Below are 23,317 nucleotides of genomic sequence, written 5' to 3' on the forward strand. Positions count from 1 at the left end.
ATGATCCTCCATGAATTAAAATCATAATCCGAAATAATAAGATTGAAAGCTTTAAAACAGTATTTCACGAAAATCCGCAGAAATAAATACAAAAATTGGAATTAAAAAAAAGAATACCAGGTCATAAATCACCTCTTAAACGCATAATTTTAAGTAAATTTGCAAAAATTAAAATTGAAATGGAGAAAGTAAGAGTACGTTTTGCTCCAAGTCCTACAGGACCATTACATTTGGGAGGCGTAAGAACCGCATTATATGATTATCTTTTTGCTAAAAACCAGGGAGGGGAATTTGTATTGAGAATTGAAGATACAGATACTGCCAGATATGTGGAAGGAGCTGAAGAATATATTGAAGAAGCTTTGGAATGGTGCGGAATCATCCCGGATGAAAGTCCTAAGAAAGGAGGAAAATTTGCTCCTTACAGACAGTCTGAAAGAAGAGACATCTATGACCGCTATACGGAGCAGATTTTAAAAACAGATTATGCTTATATTGCTTTTGATACTGCAGAAGAACTGGATGCCATTCGTGCACAATATGAAGCCAAAGGTGATGTTTTCTCATATGACAATAAAACAAGAAACGGTCTTAGAAACAGCCTGACACTTTCTGAAGAAGAAGTTAAAAAACTACTAGACGAAAAGACTCCGTATGTCGTAAGATTCAAAATGCCTGTTGACAGAGTATTAAATCTTGAGGATATCATTCGTGGAAAATTCTCTGTAAATACAAATACTTTAGATGATAAAGTTTTGGTAAAGAATGACGGAATGCCGACTTATCATTTCGCCAACATCATTGATGACCATGAAATGGAAATCTCTCACGTCATCCGTGGAGAAGAATGGCTGCCATCTTTAGGACTCCACACTTTATTATATGAAGCAATGCAGTGGGAAGCACCACAGTTTGCACACCTTTCTTTAATTTTAAAACCTGAAGGAAAAGGAAAACTAAGTAAAAGAGATGGAGATAAATTTGGATTTCCGGTATTCCCGCTTGACTTCAAAGATCCAGCTACTGGCATAGTTTCCAAAGGATACAGAGAAAACGGTTATCTTCCTGATGCTTTCATCAATATGGTAGCATTATTGGGATGGTCTCCGGCAGATGATAAAGAAATTCTTCCTTTAGAGGAAATGATTAAGGAATTTGACCTTCATAAAGTACATAAAGCGGGAGCAAGATTTAGTAAAGAAAAATCGGAGTGGTTCAACCATCAGTATATTCAGATGAAATCTGACGAAGAGCTTCTTCAGATATTGAAAAACACAGCTATTGATTTTGCAGGAGCTTCTGATGAAAAACTGTTGAAAGTAATTCATCTGATGAAAGAAAGAGCAACTTTCCCTAAAGACATCTATGAAAACGGAAAATTCTTCTTTGAAGCTCCGGCTTCTTATGATGAAAAAGCATCTAAAAAAGCATGGAATGATGAAACATCTGCAATTTTAGCAGAATTGGCATCAGCTTTTGCATCTACAGACTTTACTTCAGAGACATTGAAACATACAATGCATGATTTCGCGGAAAGCAAAGGACTGGGTATGGGTAAAGTAATGATGCCGCTACGTTTGGCTTTAGTAGGAGAATTAAAAGGACCGGACGTTCCCGATATCCTGGAAACCCTTGGTAAAGAGGAAAGTACCTCCAGAATAAGCAATGCTATAAATAATTTTAAATAGAATAACCATAATTTTTCATACATTTGAAAGATTTAATTTACTTCAAGAAATGGAATATTTAAGTTTCGAACTTCCTATCAAAGAATTGATGGATCAATACCAGACGTGTTCTTTAGTAGGAGAAGAAAGTGGTGTTGATGTAAAATTAGCATGCAGCCAGATTGAGGATAAGATTTTAGAAAAGAAAAAAGAAATCTATGGAAATCTTACACCTTGGCAAAGAGTACAACTGTCCCGTCACCCGGATCGTCCTTATACATTGGATTATATCAACGGAATGGCAGACAAAGGCAGTTTCTTAGAACTTCATGGAGATAGAAATTTCGCTGATGATCCGGCAATGATTGGAGGATTGATTACCCTTGATGGTCAAAAAGTAATGATCATAGGGACTCAAAAAGGAAGAACAACTAAAGAAAGACAGTACAGAAGATTTGGGATGCCAAATCCTGAGGGATACAGAAAAGCTTTAAGACTAATGAAGCTTGCTGAAAAATTCAATATTCCTGTGGTAACTTTGGTAGATACACCGGGAGCATATCCAGGATTGGAAGCTGAAGAAAGAGGACAGGGAGAAGCTATTGCAAGAAATATTTTTGAAATGGTTCAGCTGAAAACTCCTATCTTCACTTACATCATTGGAGAAGGTGCCAGTGGTGGTGCATTAGGAATAGGTGTTGGAAATAAAGTGTATATGTTGGAAAATACATGGTATACTGTAATTGCACCGGAAAGTTGCTCTTCTATCTTATGGAGAAACTGGGATCACAAGGAAGATGCAGCCAATGCATTGAACCTTACTCCAGCAGATGCCTTAAGAGAAAAGTTCATCGACGGAATCATTGAGGAACCACTTGGTGGAGCTCAGTATGATCAGGAGACTACCTACCTAAATCTGAAAAATTCAATTTTACAAAACATCAAAGCTTTCTCCAAATTTACAGGACAGGAGCTTGAAACCCAGAGACAAGATAAATTCATTGCGATGGGTCAGTTTAAAGGATAAAAATAAAAAGGTTAAGAATTTCTTCTTAACCTTTTTTACTTTAGCTTTCTTCTATTCTAATCTGCAACATTAAGTGCTATTTCAATATCCTGGCTAATCTTTTTCAAAGCAGAATATTTGGCATCACATACCATTGTTGTCATGACATACTCTCCTTTATCTACCAGAATAAAGTTCTCTCCTTTTGCAGGAACACTCAGATTATAATATTTTTTACCGCTTATCTTTACAATAAGATTGCAGGTAGATCTGTTTTTAATATTGATATAAGCTTCATTTTTGCTAGTGTCATTATTAAAAAGATGGGTAAGCATTGCTGCTGTTCTTTTATTTTCTTCACTTGGGCCTGCTTTAGATGCTCCTGTAGAAGTACCGGCACTTTTTGCTGAGCCGGCAGAACCTACCGATGCAAACGTAGTTGTTCTTCTTTCTTCTTTTAAAGCTTCAATAGCAGCTGCTGTATTATTAGAAACAGGCTTGCCATTCGCTGTATAAGTTTTATTTGCAGCAAGTGTTTTACCGCTGTTTAACTCATTATTCTTAACGATATTTTCAATTTTTTCTTTACTGATTGGTCTAATTGTAGGTTTTGCTTCCGGAGAATTACCTGCCATAATAATATCAATAAGTTTTCTTTTAAAATAATCAGTTTTAGCATGTCCAGGATTCTGCTTCAAAAAGCCTGCAATTACTCTGGCTTCTTTTGAAATCTCAGCTTCCTGCTCTGTATAGATAATTACAGTTTCTTTTTCAACAACAGCTTTAGATTTTGTTTTTTTCTTTTTTTGGGAAAAACCAAGTGAGAAAATGCATATAAATAGAAGGAATAAGATTTTTTTCATTAATCAAATCTTTAAAATAGTATTAAATATATTAATAACGTGAAAAGTCATTTTTTAGTTTATCATTAAAATCATTATCTTTGCACTGCTCTAAATTTAAGCTAAAAATTAATACTAATCTTAAATAAAAAAAATAATAGATATTATGTCTTATACACCAGCTGCTGCAGACGTAGCAAAATTGAGAAACCAAACAGGTGCAGGTATGATGGACTGCAAGAAAGCTCTAGTTGAAGCTGAAGGAGACTTCGAAAAAGCGGTAGATATCCTTAGAAAAAAAGGACAAAAAGTTGCTGCTAACAGAGCTGACAGAGAATCTGCTGAAGGTGCAGTAATCGCAAGAGTAAACGAAGACAACACTTTAGGTGTAGTTATCTCTCTAAACTGCGAAACTGACTTCGTTGCTAAAAATGAAGCTTTCATCGAGCTAGCTTACGAATTAGCTGAGATGGCTATCTTCGCTGCTACTAAAGAAGAGCTTTTAGCTACTGATTTCCACGGAATGACTGTTGCTGAGAAATTAGTAGAGCAAACAGGAGTTATCGGTGAGAAAATCGAAATCGGATCTTTCGAAAGAATCCAGGGAGATTTCTTAGGAGCTTACATCCACGCTGGAAACAAAATCGCTGCAATCTCTTCTCTTTCTGCTAAAGTAGACGGAGCTGACGAAGCTGCTAAAGCTGTTTCTATGCAGGTTGCTGCTATGAACCCAATTGCTTTGGACGAAACAAGAGTTTCTCAGGAGACTATTGATAAAGAATTAGAGATCGAAAGACATAAACTTACTGAAGAAGGTAAGCCTGCTAACATTATCGACAATATCCTTAAAGGTAAAATGCAGAGATTCTACAAAGATAACACTTTGGTACACCAGGACTTCATTAAAGACGGAAGTATCTCAGTTGCTGATTATGTAAAATCTGTAAATGCAGATCTAAAAGTAACAGGATTTGTAAGAGTAAGCCTATAAGCTTATTATCTTCAAAAAAATATTGAATCCCGGTGAATTTCACCGGGATTTTTTTATTCACAAAACCCTTCAACTACAATATTACACAAACTGATATCGGGCGGAATTAAGCAGAATCTCACCATTGAAGCTGCTGGCCGGTAAAGAGCATCCATTTATAAGCCTTTCTGATAAAATTGTATTCATCGGAAAACCGAATAAAATAAGTCCTAATAAAGAGATATATTTACATATTATCAGACAGACTGATTTGAAATCGAATTACCAGTTTCATATTCAAGATGGCATTTATTTAAAAATTGGTAATATTTTTTTAACATTTATTTACATTTTATTAAAAGTATTTCATTTTTTATTTTAATTTTGTAGAAATCCTAATTCCATACACATGAAAAGATTTCTACTCAGTTTGGTATTAATTTTTTTTACAATTAATACACTCTTTGCACAAAGGGATACCGAGCATTGGATTGCTCCTTATTATGACAGTGTCGGAGGGTATAACAATATGCTATACCTATCCACTGATTCACCAACTCCCATTGATGTAACCATTTACAATAATAACGCCGTAGTTACTACGGTTACCATCAGTAAAACTAACCCACAAACCTATAAGGTTACTAACAGCCTTATTTCTACAGGTACCTCTACTGATGCATTCAATGTGGGCAATAAAGGACTTTATCTAAAAGCAGCAAAACCTTTCTACTGCAGTTTAAGACTTGCTCAAAGTGTTCACGGGGAAGTAATCACCAGTAAAGGAAGGGCAGGAATTGGAAAAACATTCTTTGTTGCTACTGCTCCCAATACCAATACCAGCAGTATTCAAAACTTTACAGCAGGTGTACTTGCCACTGAAGATAATACCAATGTAACCGTTTCATGGAACCCTACTGCCGGAGTAGTTTTTATCAATGGAACTCCTACTGGTAACACTCAATCTTTTACATTGCAGAAAGGACAATCTTTCATTCTTGCAGGATCCGGAACTCAGTCTGCAAACAAGACAGGCTTTATCGGTGCAAAAATAGTTGCTGACAAACCGGTAACACTTACCAACGGAAGCTGTAATGCTAACTTCTCCACTGCCCCTTCAGGAAGTGATCCGGTTCTGGATCAGTCTGTACCTGTTGACAGGCTTGGAAATACTTTTGCAATGGTAAAAACAAGGTCTACTGCTCCTAACCTAAATATGGAAGGAGGGCTTATTGTTGCCACTGAAGATAATACTGATGTGTTTTTAAATGGAGGTGGTACTTCTGTTGCGACACTTGCTGCCGGAGAATGGTACAGAATAAATGAAACCAGCTATGTGGCTCAAGGTACTTCAGGGCATTCAAATATGTTCATTTCTACTACTAAAAATGTATACCTATACCAATTTATTGGAATTATGGGAAGTGATGCTACGAACGGATTCAACTATATACCCCCATTGAACTGTTTCCTTCCGAGAAAAATTGATGAAATCGGAAAGATCAATGAAATGCCTATTGGTACAGGAGGAGCCAGTGCTGTTCAGGATATTATTGTAAAATTAAATATTTTAACAGAGACAGGAGCAACAGTAATGGTAAATGATAACCCAGTTGCAGCGACAGACGGCCCCTATCCGGTAGCAGGAAATACTAACTGGGTAACGTATGGGATCACCGGAGTAACAGGAAATATTAAAATTACTTCTACAAAGGCTGTAACAGCAGGTATCAACGGAGGATTTAGTTCCGCAGGATACGGAGGTTACTTTGCCGGATTCTCATCTATCCCTGTAATTGCTAAAAAGACAGGTGAATGTGTACCGGGAATCGTTCTTGAACTTGATGATGGGTATGAAACATACCAATGGTACCGTGACGGAGTAATTATTCCGGGTGCAACTTCTTATACCTATACTCCTACACAATCAGGAAATTATACCGTAAAAGTAACAATGGGAACATGCCCTCCTGTGACAACTCCTATCTATAAAGTACAAACCTGTTTAAAGGAAACAACTCAAGCGCTTAATGCTTGTTCTACTAAAATTATTACCCCTGCGTTTACTTCGTCAACACAGACTGTGGTACCGACTACCGTAGTAATTTTAACTCCTCCTACAAAAGGAACAGCAGTGGTTAATCCAAACGGAACAATCACTTATACCCCAAATCCTGGATATTTAGGACCTGATAAAATAGTTTATAAATTCTGTGGAAACTCAGTTGAGTTTACAGATTGTGAGCAGATAACACTAAACCTTACTGTAGTACCATTCATTGTAACGGATACTTCTATTAAGGCATGCTGGTATGATGTAGCTCCATACGCTTATTTTGATCTTACGAAAGCTAAAGTAACAGATTATAATGCCGTTACTAAAAAATACTACCGTACTCTGAATGACCTTACTGCAGGTATCAATGAAATCACAACACCAGATAACTTCCCTTCAACAGGAGGATTTGTATATGTGAAAGTAACAACTGCTGAAGGATGTACTGCAAATGCAAAAATCGAATTAATTGTACTTCCAATCAAAAAATCTTCGATATTGGTAGATCAATATATCTGTATGGATGCTAAAACCAACCTGGATGCTGGTTCCGGATATGACTCTTACCAATGGAGCACAGGCGCTACCACTTCAGGTATCAGAGATATAGGTGTTGGAGAATACACGGTAATACTTGGTAAGAACGGATGTTTCCTTACTCAGACAGTAAAAGTTAAAAAAGTTGAAGATCCGGTAATCCAAACGATTGAGCTCAACAACAATACTGCAACAGTAATTGTAAGCGGAGGTAAAGCACCTTATAAATATGCCGTTGACGGAACTGCTAACTGGCAGGATTCAAATACCTTCACAGGCTTAACAAGAGGACAACATACTTTCTATGTAAAAGACTTCTATAACTGTACTCCTACTGAGGTAGAAATTACAGTTCCTAATCTATTGAATGCCATTACTCCTAATGGAGATAACGTAAATGACTATATAGATTACAGTGAGCTTGCTTATAAAGAAAACCTAAGTTTTGTAGTATATGACAGATATGGAAATATGGTATTTACCGGAAATAAATTCAACAACTACAGATGGGACGGAAAACACTTTGATAAGAAACTTGGAACAGGAACATATTGGTATCATATCAACTGGACTGAATCCAATAAAGAAAAGACTCCAATAAAATATACAGGTTGGATTCTTGTTAAAAACAGAGAGTAATAATTAGTTAAAACCATAATGGTAAGCCACGATTTCATAATCGTGGCTTTTTTATTACATTTTCAAGCATTTAATACTTTTTATTATTAAATTTGTGATAAATACTACTACTGAATGAAGAAAATTCTATCTTTTTTATTTATATTTTATATTTTCACCTCTGCTTTTGCCCAATTGGACCGAGAGCATTGGTTTGCTCCGATGGTAGACAGGACCGGCGCTCCCAATCCTTATCAGAAACTGTATTTATCCACCAGCAGAACAACTCCTTTTCCTGTAAATATTTATAACAATAATGTTCTCATCGGAACGGTGAACATCAGTAAAAATAATCCACAGAAATTCGATGTACTAAGGAATTATATAATTACCACACAGCAGACGGATTTATTTACCCCTACAACCAAAGGGTTATATCTTAAAGCAGAATTTCCTTTTTATGCCAATTTAAGGTTCTCGGTATTCAACCACGCAGAAATTATCACTTCCAAAGGGATCCCTTCCACGGGAAAAACATTTTATGCAGCCTCCGCTCCTATTACGGTGAGCAACAATATTCTGAACTTCATGACCAGTGTACTGGCAACTGAAGATAACACAACCGTTACTATTTCCGGATACACCCCTGCCGTTCAGTTTTCTAATGGAACAACAGGAGCCACCAACCCGACAATGACTTTCACTTTAAATAAAGGGCAGTCTTACATCATTGACGGAATGGGGGATATAGCAGGAAACTTTGATGGTTTCATCGGCTCTAAAATTATTTCAAACAAACCTGTCAATGTTACCAATGGAAATTTTAACGGGCAATATGCAGGAAATTTCCCCTCCAGTTCTGATATTTTAATGGACCAGGCAGTACCTGTCAACAGGCTTGGAAATGAATTTGCCCTTGTAAAAGGTAACGGCCCGCTTGGCTCCAATATGGAAGGCGCTGTTGTTATTGCTACAGAGGACAACACTCAGATCTTTGTCAATAATGAAATACCTCCCGTAGCTACCATTAATGCAGGAAAATACTTCGTTATTCCTGATTCCAAATATATCCTTCAGGGAAACGGACATTATAATTTATATCTAAAAACATCCAAAAATGCTTATGTCTACCAGATTTTAGCCGGAGATTCAAATTCGGGAAATGAAACGGCTACCGGAGGATTCAATTTCATTCCGGCTTTGAACTGCTACCTTCCGAAACAGATTAATGAACTGGGACTTATCAATGAAAATTTTGTTCATTCCAATGGTAATCCCGGCGGTATTCTGAACATCCCAACAAAACTAAATCTTATAACAGAAAGGGGAGCTATTATTACAGTAAATGGAGCCAATCCTCCTGCGGTAACAGGTCCTTACAATATGACCGGAACTACCAACTGGGTTACTTATGGAATTCCCAATGTGACGGGTACTATTACTGTGGTTTCAAACAAGGCCATTATGGCAGGCATAACTGCCGGAAGTGATGCCGTAGGATATGGAGGTTTTTTCGCCGGTTTTCCTACGCAGCCCGTTATCTTACAATCAGGCGACGGCTGTATTCCTGGTATTGTTCTTACTGTGGATCCACTTATCTATGACACTTATCAATGGTATAGAAACGGCACACTTGTTCCGGGAGCTACGGCATCTTCAATTACCCCTACACTACCCGGAAATTATACCTGTTCTGTAACAATGGGAAGCTGCGCACCTTTAATTACTGAAAAATTTAAGGTTCTGAATTGTACAAAACTCAGCAATGCTTCCTACAATGTATGCACTTCGCAGACTATAACACCCGCCTTCAGTACTTCATCACAAACTCCTGTTCCTGGCACGGTAGCGATTACAACAGCTCCTTCTTTGGGTACTGCTGTGATAAACCCTGTTACAGGAATCATTACTTATACTGTAAATACTCCCGGTACATCAGGAACAGATACATTCACTTATACATTCTGCGGAAATGATCCGGACTTTCCGGATTGTGAAACAATAACAGTTACCATCAATATTCAGGCGCTTACAGTAATGAATACAACATTATTTGCCTGTGATATCAACGGACAGGGAACATTCAATTTGACGACAGCAAATATTACTAATAACTCCCCCGTTACAATTACTTACTATCCTACTCTTCTGGATGCTCAGAATGAAAATGCCGCAGCATTGATCACCAATACTACAGCTTATCCTGCACCTAATGGAACAATCATATATGCTGTTGTAAAGAACAATATTGGATGTAAAAGTATCGCGCAGATCACATTGTCTCTTTACAATAAAGCGATTGTCCTGGACAACTACAATGGTATTTTCTGTGATGATAACCTGGACGGAACTGTTACTCTCATCCTTTCCAATGTCACTCCTATTGTACTTAATAATCCTAATTATTTTACCAATGTAAGATATTATGCAAATCTGGCGGATGCTAACGCAGGAAACAATAATACTCTTCCTAACAGCTGGAGTTATACCGCAACAACTACCATTTACATCAGAGTAGATTCTCCGGATGGCTGTGCTTCTGTGATCAAGCCTTTACAGTTCAGTATCGGAGCTAAAGTAACATTAATTACCAAAACTGTTACGGAAAGTGTTTGTGATGATGACCTGGATGGAATAAAAAGTGTGAACTTGGCTCAGTTTATCCCCCAGTTTACTTTAGATCCCAATGTTACTTTCACTTTTCATGCAACCTTGGCGGATGCTCAGAATAATGTGAACATCGTTTCATCACCTGTTAATATTACAAATTCACAAATCTATTATATCCGTTTTGAAAAAAATGGGGTTTGTCCGGAAGTAGGGACTCTTAAAATCAACATTAAAATTCCTAAAAAGTCGGATGTATTACAAGATAAAGCCATTTGTCCGAAAACCACTACCACACTGGATGCAGGACCTGGCTTTGAAAGATACTTGTGGAGCACGGGAGCTACTACCCCTTCCATCACCAATGTTGCCCCTGGAAGTTATTGGGTAGAGCTTACCTTCAATGGCTGTGTTTACAAACAATATGTGAATGTTACAGAATTGCCGCTTCCTATGATTACGTCTATTGAAATTGATGGTACAACGGTAAAAGTCGGAGTAAGTGGTGGTATCCCGCCTTATGAATATTCTTTGGATGGTGTGGTATGGCAGAGTTCCAATGTATTCTACAATGTACCAAGAGGAGCGCACAATGTATTTGTAAGAGACTCTAAAATGTGTGAAGAAGTAAAGAAACCATTTGCCATTATTAACCTGATCAACACAATTACTCCGAATGGAGATGGTTATAACGAAGGAATAGACTATTCTGCTTTAATGGCCAATGATAATCTTGTATTCAGGATCTTTGACCGGTACGGTGCGGAAGTCTTCAGAGGAACTCCTGAAAACAGATATACCTGGGACGGAAGAATAGGTGGAAGATATGTCCCTACAGCAACCTATTGGTATTTTATCACCTGGACAGAGTATGGTTCTTCCCTCACTGTAAAATATTCAAGCTGGCTGCTTGTAAAACATAGGTAAAAAAGAAGCCGGAAGAAAGAAAGCTGAATTTTCAGCGGTGCTTTCTTCCGGCTTCTTTACTTATATACACACTTTTTTAAGGCAACTGTAAATTTCTAACAGTCCTTAACAGTTTAATGTTAAAGTTTAATATAACTTTAACCACTATTCTTCATCTAACTACACAAAATTGCTATATTTCTATGTAATTTTGCGCATTATATGAAGAAACTGTTTACTCTACTGCTATTGGTTTTTCTGGCAAAAATTAATGCTCAAATATATTCCGGAGAGGTATTTCTGAGAGACAACTCTATTTTATATCTCAATCAGGTATATGTCACTAACCTAAATACCCAGAAAACCGTTCTTACGGACTTTAATGGTAATTTTAATATCCCTGCCAATACCGGAGATGTGATCCGGTTTACTTCTATTGTTACGGAAAGAAAAGATATTAAGCTCACGCCTCAATCTATGACACAAAAAAATCTGGTTGAGCTAAAAATTGCGTACTATGAAATTCAGGAAATTGTACTCAGTAGGTTCAAACCTACCGGAAACCTTCGGTATGATGTCAATTCTTTAAGAAAAGAAGACAAAGCACATGCTCTTAAGAAAGTAATCGGGCTTCCGGAACCAAAAGGTGACGGAACTCCTCCTGAACTTCCTGTTGCCGGATTGCGAGATGGCGGGCTTACCTTCAGTCTTGAAAGTATCTATGATATTCTTTCCGGTGAGAGAAAGAAAAAACAGCGTTATCAGGAATACGAAAGAATGAACAGTTCCGTTACACAGATCAAAAACTATCTGGGGAAAGATTATTTCACAAGGTTTAAAATTCCTGAGAATTTAATTGATAATTTCCTTCAATTCGTCTATACTTCTGAAAATATTCAGGCTTATGTATTGGCCGGAAATTTTGAAGCCGTAAAGATTCCTATTGAAAAATATCTGCCAATCTATCAGAAGAGACTTAGAAGTTCACATCTTCAGGAAGTTGTAAGCAGTAATTAAAGAAATAATTCCAATATATATAAATAATCCATGTCTTTCACATGGATTATTTTTTTTGAAATAAACAGAAATTCCGTGGTATACCCCTTCCACACTACGTCCAATACAGATTATTCAACTTTTATTACATATCATTCTTCAATATTCAAAAATATGTTTAATTTTATCTCACAAACAGGTGTTTAAAAATAAAAACACTTGTATTTCGTTATTCAAATAAAAACTAACCAACCCAAAACGCAAATTAAGAGAGAAGCACCTATTTTTTAACTTAATATTAATTAATGAAACAAGTACTTTTACTTCTTTGCTGTATGTTTTTCTTTACTATGTCTGCTCAAAAAAAAGGGAAAGACTATAGTAATATTCTGAAAAGTAAGAATATCTATGAAATCAATGCCTTCTTAAGAGATGCCCATCCTGATGATCCGCGGAGATCCGTTCTGAAACCAAGGGTAATGGATATGATGAAAGAATACATCAAAGATGCCCATCCGGCCGATCAGAAAGTAAAAGATATGCAGGAAATGCTTGCCATGCTGAGGAGAAGGCCTTCCACGAAGATTACCTTTGATGAAATGAATGCGATCATCAAACAGAAACAAATTGCAAAATACAAGGCCGAATTGGCCGCCAAACAACCTACCGATGTTTATACACCAAGTACCGCCCAGAATACTTATGTTGTAAATACTGCTGCTAATACGGCAATTCCTAATGCTGAAGCTGAGGAATTCAACATGCTTATGGCTGTCTCCCCTGTAGAGCATAAAAACAAAACTGTAAAAATCCTTAACTCTTTATTTGATAATGACCCAAATGCTAAAGAAGCTATAATATTGATTCAAAATAAGTCAGACTGTAATATCATTGTAAGAATGGAAGGCGTAGGCACTACGAAATACAGACTGGCTGTTCCTGCTCATGGTGAAGGTTCAATTGTTATAGAAAAAGGACAGTATCTTTTCACCAGCCTTGTTTGCGGAGCTCAATATGCTTCACAAAAAACAATTGAAAGGGCAATTATGGTCGCTTTAGGAGGCCAATAATTTCGATCAAAAACGAATTATCTCTATGTCTTTTACCCCAAAAAGACAAAGATACTCCATAAATTTTCACTATTTTTGCACTCATTTTATAACTCAATGGGCAAGAATAAATTAGCAAGATTCGCAGAAAACAAAACATTACCAAATGTAATCCAACCAACAAGAGAAGATGCTTTAAACGGTTTCGAACTTAAGGGAAAATGGAGAGAAAACTTCTTTAAAAATAACAATCCAATTGTATTGGAATTAGGTTGTGGAAAAGGAGAATATTCTGTAGGGCTTGCCAAAACATTTCCTGAAAAAAACTTTATCGGAGTTGATATTAAAGGCGCAAGATTTTGGTTTGGTGCTAAAGAAGCTGTAGATAGTAATATGACTAATGTGGCTTTTCTGAGAACACAAATTGAACTTGTAGATTATTTCTTTGCTGAAAATGAGGTAGATGAAATATGGATTACTTTCCCGGATCCACAGATCAAATACAGAAGAACAAAGCACAGATTGACTCACCCTGATTTCTTAAACCGATACAAAAAGTTTCTGAAGCCTGGCGGTATTATTCATTTAAAAACTGATTCAGAATTTTTACATGGATATACACTGGGATATCTGCAGGGGGCTGGCTATGAAATCATTAGTGCCCATCATGATATCTACGGAGCACCAGAATATGACCCTGATACGGAGCACCTTAGAGACATTAAAACCTATTATGAAGAACTTTTCTCAGCGAAAGGAAAAACAATTACTTACATTAAATTCCGGATAAGCTGATGAAGTAAAATAACAATTGATGAAAAAAAAACTTTTCCCTGTTTTCTTTTTATTCTTCACATTTTTGTTCCCCAACTCAATATCTGCTCAGAAAAAAGGAGGTAATGACATCCTGAAAAGCATTGATATTAAAGAAATTGAAGAGTATATTAAGAACACCCATCCTGATGATCCAAAGAAAAGCGTGCTAAAACCTAAGCTTATCGCTTTAAAAAACGCAGAATGGACAAAAGGAGTCCGTACAGCCAAGCCGATGGAAGCAAGGCCTATTATCTCCGATATTCCTAAAAGTATCATGAGAAACCCTCATTCAGATGATGCTGAGGAGTTTAAAAAGCTCATCGCTGAAACCTCTGCTGAGCACAAAGAAAAAACGGTGAAACTTCTGAATGCAATGTTCAATGAAGATATTACCCGCAAGGAAGCAATACTCTTATTCAAAAATAATTCAGACTGCAATATTGTACTGAGGATTGAAGGAAAAGATTATTACAATCTTGCCGTTCCCGCTCACGGAGAAAATTTCATTGTGATCAATAAGGGTTCATATATGCTCAACAGCAATATCTGCGATATGAAATACATCTCCCAGAAAGACATTAAAAAAAGTATATTTGTAACGATTGATAATCCAAGACTCCTTGACACAGAAGCAAAACCCTCCAAAAAGGAACCTGCCAAAGTAAAGAAGTCTTCGAAAAAAAGAAAAACCAAAAAGTAAACTAGTATGAAAAGACTATTAGTTTTTGCCGGGATTTCAATGATCCTTGCCAGCTGTAATGTAAATTATGGCAGTTATCCGGTAAGAACCTCCTACCCTTCCTCTACCAGTAATTCAGGTAACGGAGCCAATACGGAAAGAGAATATAACGAACTTATAAAGACCTATAAACCGGAAACAGCAGACGTTCTTAATGATCTTCTTAACAATGATGATCCGAAAAATCCCAGAACCTCCATTTCAGTAGAAAACAAATCTCCATGCAACATGGTACTTACGGTAAGCGGAAATAATTTCTTCAAGAAAATCCCTATCGGCTCTGGAAAAGTAGGATATACAATGGTTCCTAAAAATCAAAACTACAGATTATCCGGACTTATTTGTAACTCGACCTATCAGTCTACAAAGTTTGTCACAACCTCATATTCTATAAAGCTTTCAAACTAAAATATGACCCACAGATTTCTGTGGGTTTTTATTTTTAATGTTCTTTCTTATTCTAAACCAACTAAAAACGTTAAAGTCGTCTGAACAGACTCATTTCATCGCTTTAAAAGCGATCACAAAATCCCATTATTAAAAGTTTAAACGAAGTAAAATAAAAAATATCTCATTGTAAATCATACACATAAAAATATTTCCATATATTTAGAAATATAATTGCGGTATCCGAAAAGCATATAGAGTAGGAAAAAAGCTAAAACTAAAACCATGAAAAATTTAAAAAAAGTCTCAAGAAGTGAGCTAAGAACCATCAAAGGAGGATACAGAAGTTGTATAGACGGCTGTAATATAGAAATGGGAGAAATGTGCTGCAGCGGCGTATGCAGAATTGGAGTCGTTGTACCAACAACAGATCCTGATTTCCCTGAATTAACGGTATGCCCTAAAAAACCTTAGTTATAAACAACAAAAAAACGCTGGATCGAAATCCAGCGTTTTTCCTATAGTAAAGAAAATCTTTAATTATTCTGCATCGAAGTCAGCATCTTTATCAGCAGATACTACTTCTCCTTCTTCTTTAGATTTTTCTTTATCAGCTTTTCTTTGAGACTGACCTTCTTTGATAGATTCTGAAACAATGCTCAAGATCATATCGATAGATTTAGAAGCATCATCGTTTCCTGGGATAACGAAATCAACTTTTCTAGGGTCAGAGTTTGTATCAACAATACCGAAAACTGGAATACCTAATTTCTTAGCTTCAGTTACAGCGATGTGTTCTCTCAAGATATCTACAACGAAGATTGCAGAAGGAAGACGAACCATGTCAGAGATAGAACCTAAGTTCTTTTCTAAGTTAGCTCTTTGTCTGTCAACTTGTAATCTTTCTTTTTTAGATAAAGTTTCGAACGTACCGTCTTTTTTCATTTTGTCGATAGCATTCATCTTCTTTACAGCCTTTCTGATAGTAACGAAATTCGTTAACATACCTCCTGGCCATCTTTCTGTAATATAAGGCATATTAAGTTCAGAAGCGTGTTTTGCAACAACTTCTTTCGCTTGCTTCTTAGTAGCTACGAAAAGAACTTTTTTACCTGCAGAAGTTAATTTTTCTAAAGCGCTGCAAGCTTCATCTAATTTAACTGCTGTTTTATGTAAGTCTACAATGTGAATACCGTTTTTCTCCATAAAAATGTATGGAGCCATATTTGGGTTCCACTTTCTAGTCATGTGACCGAAGTGTACGCCAGCCTCTAAAAGGTCTTTTACATTTGCTTTTGCCATGTTTTCTGTTTTTGTTAGTTTACTTTCCGTCTTTTAAACAATCAACAACTTCTTTAGATGGGAGAAGCGTTTGGATGCTAAACGTAACGGGCAATTTTTTTGTTTAGATAAAATAGAACCAAGAACCATGAGCCAAGATCTGAGAGCAAAGTCTTGAATCTTGTGTATGATATCCTGAATCCCGAAATTAACGTTTTGAGAATTGGAATCTCTTTCTTGCTTTTTTCTGACCTGGCTTCTTTCTTTCCACCATTCTTGCGTCTCTTGTAAGTAAACCAGCTGGTTTCAATGCTAATCTGAATTCAGCGTTGATTTCGCATAAAGCTCTTGAAATACCCAATCTGATAGCCTCTGCCTGACCTGTATTACCACCACCGAATACGTTTACGGTAACGTCATACTGGCCAACAGTCTCAGAAAGGATAAACGGTTGGTTCAATTTATAAACCATCACGTCTGTAGAGAAATATTCTTTAGCATCTTTACCGTTTACTGTAATAACACCAGAACCTGGTCTTACATAAACTCTTGCTACAGAAGTTTTTCTTCTTCCGATTTTGTGAACTATAGACATAATTAATTATTTAAATTCGTTAACATTAATTGTTTTAGGCTGTTGAGCTTCATGTTTGTGCTCAGTTCCTTCATATAAATAAAGGTTCTTAAGGATAGCAGATCCTAATCTGTTTTTAGGCAACATACCTTTTACAGACTTCTCTAATACCTTTAAAGAATCTTTCTTTTGAAGTTCAGCCGCAGTCATAGACTTCTGTCCACCAGGGTATCCTGTATGCCAGATATAAGTCTTATCAGCCCACTTGTTTCCGGAAAGTGTAATTTTCCCAGCATTCAAAACGATAACGTTATCACCACAATCTACGTGAGGTGTAAAGTTCGTTTTGTGCTTACCTCTCAAAATCTTTGCAACCGTAGAAGCTAGTCTACCTAACGGCTGTCCTTCAGCGTCTACCACAACCCATTCTTTATTCGCAGTAGCTTTGTTCGCTGAAACAGTTTTGTAACTTAATGTATTCACACGTTTTAGTTAAAGATTAAACATAATTTACCCCTAAAAGGGTGTGCAAAGGTACACATTATTTTTGTAACCCAAAAACATATTTTATTTTATCTATATAATCATGGTTACACACCCCTATATCAATAGATTTTAACACTATTATAATTTGGCATGCATCTTGTAAAATGTTGTGGCGATGAAAAAAACGCTCAGAAGATTCTAAAAACACAAGTGATACAGCAAAGAGTTCATTCCCTCAACTCTTTCTTTTATTAAATTTACTTTAAAGATTTCCGTAAAAGACATTAATATAATTACAGTTTCGCTGAAATAATTATATTTGTGTCAATCATATTTCATAATCCATGAGCCACGGAAAACTAAGAGATGATAAAACCTGCCTGAACTGCGGACATCAGGTTGATGAAAGATTTTGCCCACACTGCGGACAGGAAAATATTGAAAGCAGACAGCCCTTTCATTTTCTCTTTACTCATTTCATTGAGGATTTCACCCATTATGACGGGCAGTTCTGGAAAACTATGCAGTATCTGTTTACCCGTCCGGGGACACTTACCAAAGAATATCTGGCTGGTAAAAGACAATTGTATGTTGCTCCTGTAAAGCTGTACATATTCATAAGCTTCATTACATTTTTTCTACCCAACATCTTACCTCACGCCAAAGAAGAAACAGAAAGACCAAGCCAGATAAAAAAAGAAACAAAGGCAAAAAAGCCAAAAGAAATTTCACAAGACATTGTAAAAGATTTACAAAAAGAAGGCGTTCTGTCCCATGAAGTAGCAACAAATACTCAAAAGGTGTTGGATACTTTAAAAACTTTGGATACCCTAAAAATTAAAGACACCCGAGAAAAGACTGAACTTTTTGACCGTACGTTCGATACGAAAGAAGAGTCTATTATGAATGCCTATACAATAAAACAGTATGATTCTATACTTGCAAAGGATAAAACAGGGATATATTCATTAGCGAGACCCCTGGCAGAAAAAGCTTTTTCTTTAAAGGAAGAAGGATACAGCAAACATCAGATCTGGGAAAAATATAAAGACAATTTCATTCATACGATTCCTAAAGCGCTCTTTGTATACCTTCCTATATTTGCATTCTTTTTATGGCTATTCCATAACAAGAAAAAATGGTGGTACTTTGACCACGGTATATTTACCCTTCACTATTTCTCTTTCCTTTTATTAGGAATATTAGTATTTATAGTAGGAGAAAAGATAGTAAGCTTTCTTCCGGACAATAATATACTTACCCTGTTATATGTTTTAGCCTGTATAGCACTGGCAGTCTATATGACGATCTATTTCTTTGTAGCACATCACAGGGTATATGAAACAAAAAAAAGAATAAGTATACTCAAAGGTTCCTTATTATTTATTATTAACTATATCGGATTACTTCTGATGTTTATGATACTGATGTACTTAAGCTTTATTATGCTTCATTAATTTCTAAGGGATTTATTCCCTCTGAAACTCGCAAATAAATAATACGCAACGAAAACGGTAGAAAATTTCAGGATAGATGGAATTGCCAATTCAAGATTAAAAATTAAAGCTCCTACAAGAACAAGAATTCCCATTCCTATAAAAGACAGTCCTAATTTCTTAGGTAGTGAAAAATTGGGTGTATCCAAATAATAAGCAAGTCCCCAGGCAGAACCAAAGGCAACAGCATAATAAATATCCAGTCCGATATTCTCTGAACTTAAAAAGAAATAGTTGATCAGGAAGCTAATTACGGTTCCTAATCCAAAGTACATCAAAGCTTTTTGCATGTCTGTAAAAATATTCTGCAAAAGTAGAGAATTTAATTTGAGAATGTAAAGATGAGGAGCTTTGAAAGCGAAGTCACTGCAACTTGTTTTAACTCTGTCGTTTCCCAACTTTCAAAGTATCCTGCTCAAAAAGGGGATATATAATTAAATAAACACAAACAATCAATTGATAATCAAAAGAATAAAATCAAACACATGGTTCTTTTTTTATTGTTATATTTGAAAACTTAGAAACTTTCTAGAATTTTTATGGAAACCCAAAAATATACTCCAACCAACAAGGTAAGAATCGTAACTGCTGCCTCATTATTTGATGGGCATGATGCTGCGATCAATATTATGCGTCGTGTTATTCAGGGAACAGGATGCGAAGTGATCCATTTAGGACACGATAAATCAGCAGAGGAAGTTGTAAATACAGCAATCCAGGAAGATGCCAATGCTATTGCATTAACTTCATATCAGGGAGGTCACACAGAATATTTCAAATATATCTACGACCTGTTGAGAGAAAAAAATTCACCACAGATCAAAATTTTTGGCGGTGGTGGCGGTGTAATCCTTCCGGAAGAGATCAAAGATCTGATGTCTTATGGAATAGACAGAATTTATTCTCCGGATGACGGTCGTGAACTTGGTCTTCAGGGAATGATTGATGATCTTGTGCACAGATCAGATTTTGCGACAGGAAAAGATGTAACTGCAGAAGACCTGGATGCCATCAGTTTTGAAAACTCAACAAGCATCGCCAGTATTATCTCTGCTGTTGAAAACTTCTCAGAAGAAAAACCTGAGCTTGTAAAAGCAATTGACGAAAAGTCTAAAGATTTAACCATTCCAATTATTGGTATTACAGGTACTGGAGGAGCTGGTAAGTCTTCTTTAACAGATGAATTGGTAAGACGTTTCTTACGTTCAAATACTAATAAGAAAATTGCCATTATCTCTATTGACCCTTCAAAAAAGAAAACCGGAGGGGCTTTATTAGGAGACAGAATCCGTATGAACGCGATCAATGATCCTAGAGTGTATATGCGTTCTATGGCAACGAGAGAAAATAACGTTTCCGTTTCTCCATTCATTCATTCTGCTTTGAATGTACTGAAACTGGCTCATCCTGATGTTATCATCCTTGAAACTTCAGGGATCGGGCAGTCTGGTTCAGAAGTATCAGATTTTGCCGATGTTTCTATGTATGTAATGACTCCTGAATATGGAGCGTCTACACAGCTGGAAAAAATCGACATGTTGGACTATGCGGATCTTGTCGCATTAAATAAATCTGACAAAAGAGGGGCTCTTGATGCTCTTCAGGCGGTAAGAAAACAGTTCCAGAGAAACCACCTTTTATGGGAAAGTCCATTAGAAGATATGCCTGTATATGCTACAAAAGCATCTCAGTTTAATGACCACGGAACAACGGAACTCTACAACAGATTGGTTTCTAAAGTAAACGAAAAGTTTGCTGATTTAAAACTAAATACATTCGTAGAACAGGAAATCACAGACGAAGTAACAATTATTCCTCCAAAAAGAGTTCGTTACCTTTCTGAAATTGTTGAAAACAACAAGCAATACGACATCAATATCGAAAAACAGGCTGAGCTGGCCAGAACAATGTATCATATTGAAGGCGTAAAAAAAATAATTTCCAATGAGGTGTTAGAGGCTGAATATCAAAAGGCAGAAAAACATCTTCAACAGGATAATATCGACTTCCTGAAGACATGGGATGATACTAAAAAAGCTTTCCAGGAAGAATTCTACTCTTATTTTGTAAGAGGAAAAGAGATTAAGGTGGAAACTTCTACAGAATCCTTATCTCATTTGAGAATTCCAAAAATTGCATTACCAAAATACAATGACTGGGGTGATCTGATCCAATGGAAAGGACAGGAAAACCTTCCGGGAAGTTTCCCTTATACAGCAGGAATTTATCCGTTCAAGAGAACCGGTGAGGATCCGACAAGAATGTTTGCTGGAGAAGGAGGTCCCGAAAGAACCAACAGAAGATTCCATTATGTTTCTGCAGAAATGCCTGCAAAACGTTTATCCACAGCATTTGACTCGGTAACTTTATATGGTCAGGATCCTGCTTTACCACCGGATATTTATGGTAAAATCGGAAATGCAGGAGTTTCTATTGCAACATTGGATGATGCTAAAAAACTGTATTCCGGATTTGATCTGGTTAATGCACTGACTTCGGTTTCCATGACGATCAACGGTCCTGCACCGATGCTATTGGCTTTCTTTATGAATGCTGCCATTGATCAGAATGTTGAAAAATATATCAAAGAAAACGGTTTAGAAGCTAAAGTAGAGGCTAAACTTAAGGAGAAATTTGACGATAAAGGTTTAGAAAGACCAAAATATAAAGGCGAACTTCCTCCATCCAATAATGGTTTAGGATTACAGCTTTTAGGATTAACGGGTGATGAAGTAATTCCTGCAAATGTATACGCAGAAATTAAAGCTAAAACGATTGCTACCGTTCGTGGTACCGTTCAGGCTGATATCTTAAAAGAAGACCAGGCTCAGAATACGTGTATCTTCTCTACTGAATTTGCCCTTAGACTCATGGGTGACGTTCAGGAATATTTCATCCGAGAGAAAGTAAGAAACTTCTACTCTGTTTCCATTTCAGGATATCATATTGCTGAAGCAGGAGCAAACCCAGTTTCTCAATTGGCATTCACCCTGGCCAACGGTTTCACTTATGTGGAATATTACTTAAGCCGTGGAATGGACATCAATGATTTTGCACCGAACTTATCTTTCTTCTTCTCCAATGGTATCGACCCTGAGTATTCGGTAATCGGACGTGTAGCAAGAAGAATCTGGGCAAAAGCTATGAAATTAAAATACGGAGCTGACGAAAGAAGCCAGATGCTGAAATATCACATTCAAACTTCAGGACGTTCTCTTCACGCTCAGGAAATTGATTTCAATGACATCAGAACAACTCTTCAGGCGCTTTATGCGATCTATGATAACTGTAATTCACTTCACACCAATGCTTATGATGAGGCGATCACGACTCCTACTGAGCAATCTGTAAGAAGAGCGATGGCAATTCAGTTGATCATCAACAAGGAATTAGGACTGGCTAAAAACGAAAATCCGCTTCAGGGATCATTTATCATTGAAGAATTAACGGATCTTGTGGAAGAAGCTGTATATACAGAATTTGACAGAATTACTGAAAGAGGTGGTGTTCTTGGAGCTATGGAAACAATGTATCAGCGTTCAAAAATCCAGGAAGAATCTATGCATTACGAATGGCTGAAGCACACCGGTGAATATCCGATTATCGGGGTAAATACTTTCTTAGGGAAAGATGGCTCACCAACTGTTTTACCAGGAGAAGTTATCCGTTCTACTGAAGAAGAAAAACAATCACAGATTGAATCTCTACACAACTTCCAGCAAGCGAATGACGACAGATCTGAAGAAGCTCTGAAACAACTTCAGCATGCAGCCATCAACCAGCAAAATTTATTTGAAGTAATGATGGATGCTGTAAAATACTGCTCTCTAGGACAAATTACCAACGCTTTATTTGAAGTGGGTGGTAAATACAGAAGAAATATGTAAACCGTAATTGGGCATACATTTTTTATAAATTAAACCTCAAAGAAATTCTTTGAGGTTTTTTTATTTTTAGTGTGAAAAAATCTAAATTTTAGCGGTATCATTATAATGTTTGTTAAAAACCAAAAATAAGCTAACCCAATGATATATATTTGCCATCAAAAAATTTGAATGAGAACATTTATTAAAATTATTTCGGTGTTTGGTCTTTTGGCTGGATTAAGTTCCTGTAAAACGAATCCTACAGATACATCTTACAAAAGCGACATGACTAGAAATGTTGAAGAATTACAAAAAAGAGATCAGACGGAAAAGGAAAAGGTTGATATCACAAGCCCCCAAAACAACTACGGAAAGCCAGCCTCAAAATAGGAAATTTTATAAATCAAACCTCAAAGAA

19 protein-coding genes are annotated in these 23,317 nt (G+C 36.5%); 14 read left to right on the plus strand and 5 right to left on the minus strand.

The annotated features are described in order from the left end of the window. The first annotated feature begins 179 nt into the window (after positions 1 to 179). Together gltX and KYG33_RS12555 are read left to right on the plus strand one after the other, a co-directional pair. The gene (gltX, locus tag KYG33_RS12550; protein ID WP_180564707.1) at positions 180 to 1,688 is read left to right on the plus strand and encodes a glutamate--tRNA ligase; all 1,509 of its coding nucleotides are present in this window, start codon (positions 180 to 182) and stop codon (positions 1,686 to 1,688) included. A gap of 49 nt (positions 1,689 to 1,737) precedes the next feature. Then, positions 1,738 to 2,694, plus strand: coding sequence for an acetyl-CoA carboxylase carboxyltransferase subunit alpha (locus tag KYG33_RS12555; protein ID WP_047385949.1), 957 nt, complete (start codon positions 1,738 to 1,740; stop codon positions 2,692 to 2,694). 56 nt (positions 2,695 to 2,750) lie between these two features. Here the strand turns inward: KYG33_RS12555 and KYG33_RS12560 are convergent, their stop codons facing one another. Further along, a complete protein-coding gene (locus tag KYG33_RS12560; protein ID WP_077418794.1) occupies positions 2,751 to 3,536 on the minus strand; it encodes a DUF6759 domain-containing protein in 786 nt (261 codons plus the stop codon). 145 nt (positions 3,537 to 3,681) lie between these two features. Between KYG33_RS12560 and tsf the strand changes: the two genes are divergently transcribed. From tsf to KYG33_RS12605, 9 genes are all read left to right on the plus strand, one after another. Then, positions 3,682 to 4,506, plus strand: a complete 825-nt coding sequence (tsf, locus tag KYG33_RS12565) for a translation elongation factor Ts (RefSeq protein ID WP_047385945.1) — start codon at positions 3,682 to 3,684, stop codon at positions 4,504 to 4,506. Positions 4,507 to 4,894: 388 nt separating this feature from the next. Then, positions 4,895 to 7,717: a gliding motility-associated C-terminal domain-containing protein gene (locus KYG33_RS12570; protein WP_219071843.1), complete on the plus strand. Its 2,823-nt coding sequence runs from the start codon at positions 4,895 to 4,897 to the stop codon at positions 7,715 to 7,717. Positions 7,718 to 7,831: 114 nt separating this feature from the next. Further along, on the plus strand, positions 7,832 to 11,230 hold the full coding sequence (locus tag KYG33_RS12575; RefSeq protein ID WP_219071844.1) for a T9SS type B sorting domain-containing protein: 3,399 nt from the start codon (positions 7,832 to 7,834) through the stop codon (positions 11,228 to 11,230). A gap of 201 nt (positions 11,231 to 11,431) precedes the next feature. Then, positions 11,432 to 12,226, plus strand: coding sequence for a hypothetical protein (locus KYG33_RS12580; protein WP_219071845.1), 795 nt, complete (start codon positions 11,432 to 11,434; stop codon positions 12,224 to 12,226). 284 nt (positions 12,227 to 12,510) lie between these two features. Further along, on the plus strand, positions 12,511 to 13,275 hold the full coding sequence (locus tag KYG33_RS12585; protein WP_219071846.1) for a DUF6759 domain-containing protein: 765 nt from the start codon (positions 12,511 to 12,513) through the stop codon (positions 13,273 to 13,275). Positions 13,276 to 13,371: 96 nt separating this feature from the next. Then, on the plus strand, positions 13,372 to 14,049 hold the full coding sequence (gene trmB, locus KYG33_RS12590) for a tRNA (guanosine(46)-N7)-methyltransferase TrmB (RefSeq protein ID WP_219071847.1): 678 nt from the start codon (positions 13,372 to 13,374) through the stop codon (positions 14,047 to 14,049). Positions 14,050 to 14,068: 19 nt separating this feature from the next. Further along, positions 14,069 to 14,770, plus strand: a complete 702-nt coding sequence (locus KYG33_RS12595; protein ID WP_219071848.1) for a DUF6759 domain-containing protein — start codon at positions 14,069 to 14,071, stop codon at positions 14,768 to 14,770. Between the two features lie 6 nt (positions 14,771 to 14,776). Continuing rightward, positions 14,777 to 15,217, plus strand: a complete 441-nt coding sequence (locus KYG33_RS12600; RefSeq protein ID WP_077418788.1) for a DUF6759 domain-containing protein — start codon at positions 14,777 to 14,779, stop codon at positions 15,215 to 15,217. 264 nt (positions 15,218 to 15,481) lie between these two features. Further along, positions 15,482 to 15,670, plus strand: coding sequence for a bacteriocin-like protein (locus KYG33_RS12605; RefSeq protein WP_139348586.1), 189 nt, complete (start codon positions 15,482 to 15,484; stop codon positions 15,668 to 15,670). Positions 15,671 to 15,736: 66 nt separating this feature from the next. Here KYG33_RS12605 and rpsB read toward each other — a convergent pair whose 3' ends face one another. From rpsB to rplM, 3 genes are all read right to left on the minus strand, one after another. Next, the gene (gene rpsB / locus KYG33_RS12610) at positions 15,737 to 16,498 is read right to left on the minus strand and encodes a 30S ribosomal protein S2 (protein WP_047373581.1); all 762 of its coding nucleotides are present in this window, start codon (positions 16,496 to 16,498) and stop codon (positions 15,737 to 15,739) included. A gap of 187 nt (positions 16,499 to 16,685) precedes the next feature. Next, entirely contained in the window at positions 16,686 to 17,072 is a 387-nt protein-coding gene (gene rpsI, locus KYG33_RS12615; RefSeq protein ID WP_047385930.1) for a 30S ribosomal protein S9, read from the minus strand. A 6-nt stretch (positions 17,073 to 17,078) separates the two neighbouring features. Further along, entirely contained in the window at positions 17,079 to 17,534 is a 456-nt protein-coding gene (gene rplM / locus KYG33_RS12620) for a 50S ribosomal protein L13 (protein ID WP_047385928.1), read from the minus strand. A 347-nt stretch (positions 17,535 to 17,881) separates the two neighbouring features. Here rplM and KYG33_RS12625 point away from each other — a divergent pair, with 347 nt between their 5' ends. After that, positions 17,882 to 18,994, plus strand: coding sequence for a DUF3667 domain-containing protein (locus KYG33_RS12625; protein ID WP_077418787.1), 1,113 nt, complete (start codon positions 17,882 to 17,884; stop codon positions 18,992 to 18,994). Here the strand turns inward: KYG33_RS12625 and KYG33_RS12630 are convergent. Then, positions 18,991 to 19,323 carry a hypothetical protein gene (locus KYG33_RS12630; RefSeq protein WP_077419348.1) on the minus strand — a complete coding sequence of 111 codons (333 nt, stop codon included), beginning with the start codon at positions 19,321 to 19,323 and terminating at the stop codon, positions 18,991 to 18,993. The two genes, KYG33_RS12625 and KYG33_RS12630, sit on opposite strands and share 4 nt — an antisense overlap. 249 nt (positions 19,324 to 19,572) lie before the next feature. Here KYG33_RS12630 and KYG33_RS12635 point away from each other — a divergent pair, with 249 nt between their 5' ends. Both KYG33_RS12635 and KYG33_RS12640 read left to right on the plus strand, forming a co-directional pair. Beyond that, a complete protein-coding gene (locus tag KYG33_RS12635) occupies positions 19,573 to 22,920 on the plus strand; it encodes a methylmalonyl-CoA mutase family protein (protein ID WP_219071849.1) in 3,348 nt (1,115 codons plus the stop codon). A 168-nt stretch (positions 22,921 to 23,088) separates the two neighbouring features. Then, positions 23,089 to 23,289 (plus strand): hypothetical protein, encoded by a 201-nt coding sequence (locus KYG33_RS12640; protein ID WP_219071850.1) that lies wholly within the window; start codon positions 23,089 to 23,091, stop codon positions 23,287 to 23,289. The last annotated feature ends 28 nt before the right edge of the window (positions 23,290 to 23,317 follow it).

The sequence above is a fragment of the Chryseobacterium sp. D764 genome, from assembly GCF_019317325.1.
GTDB lineage: Bacteria > Bacteroidota > Bacteroidia > Flavobacteriales > Weeksellaceae > Chryseobacterium.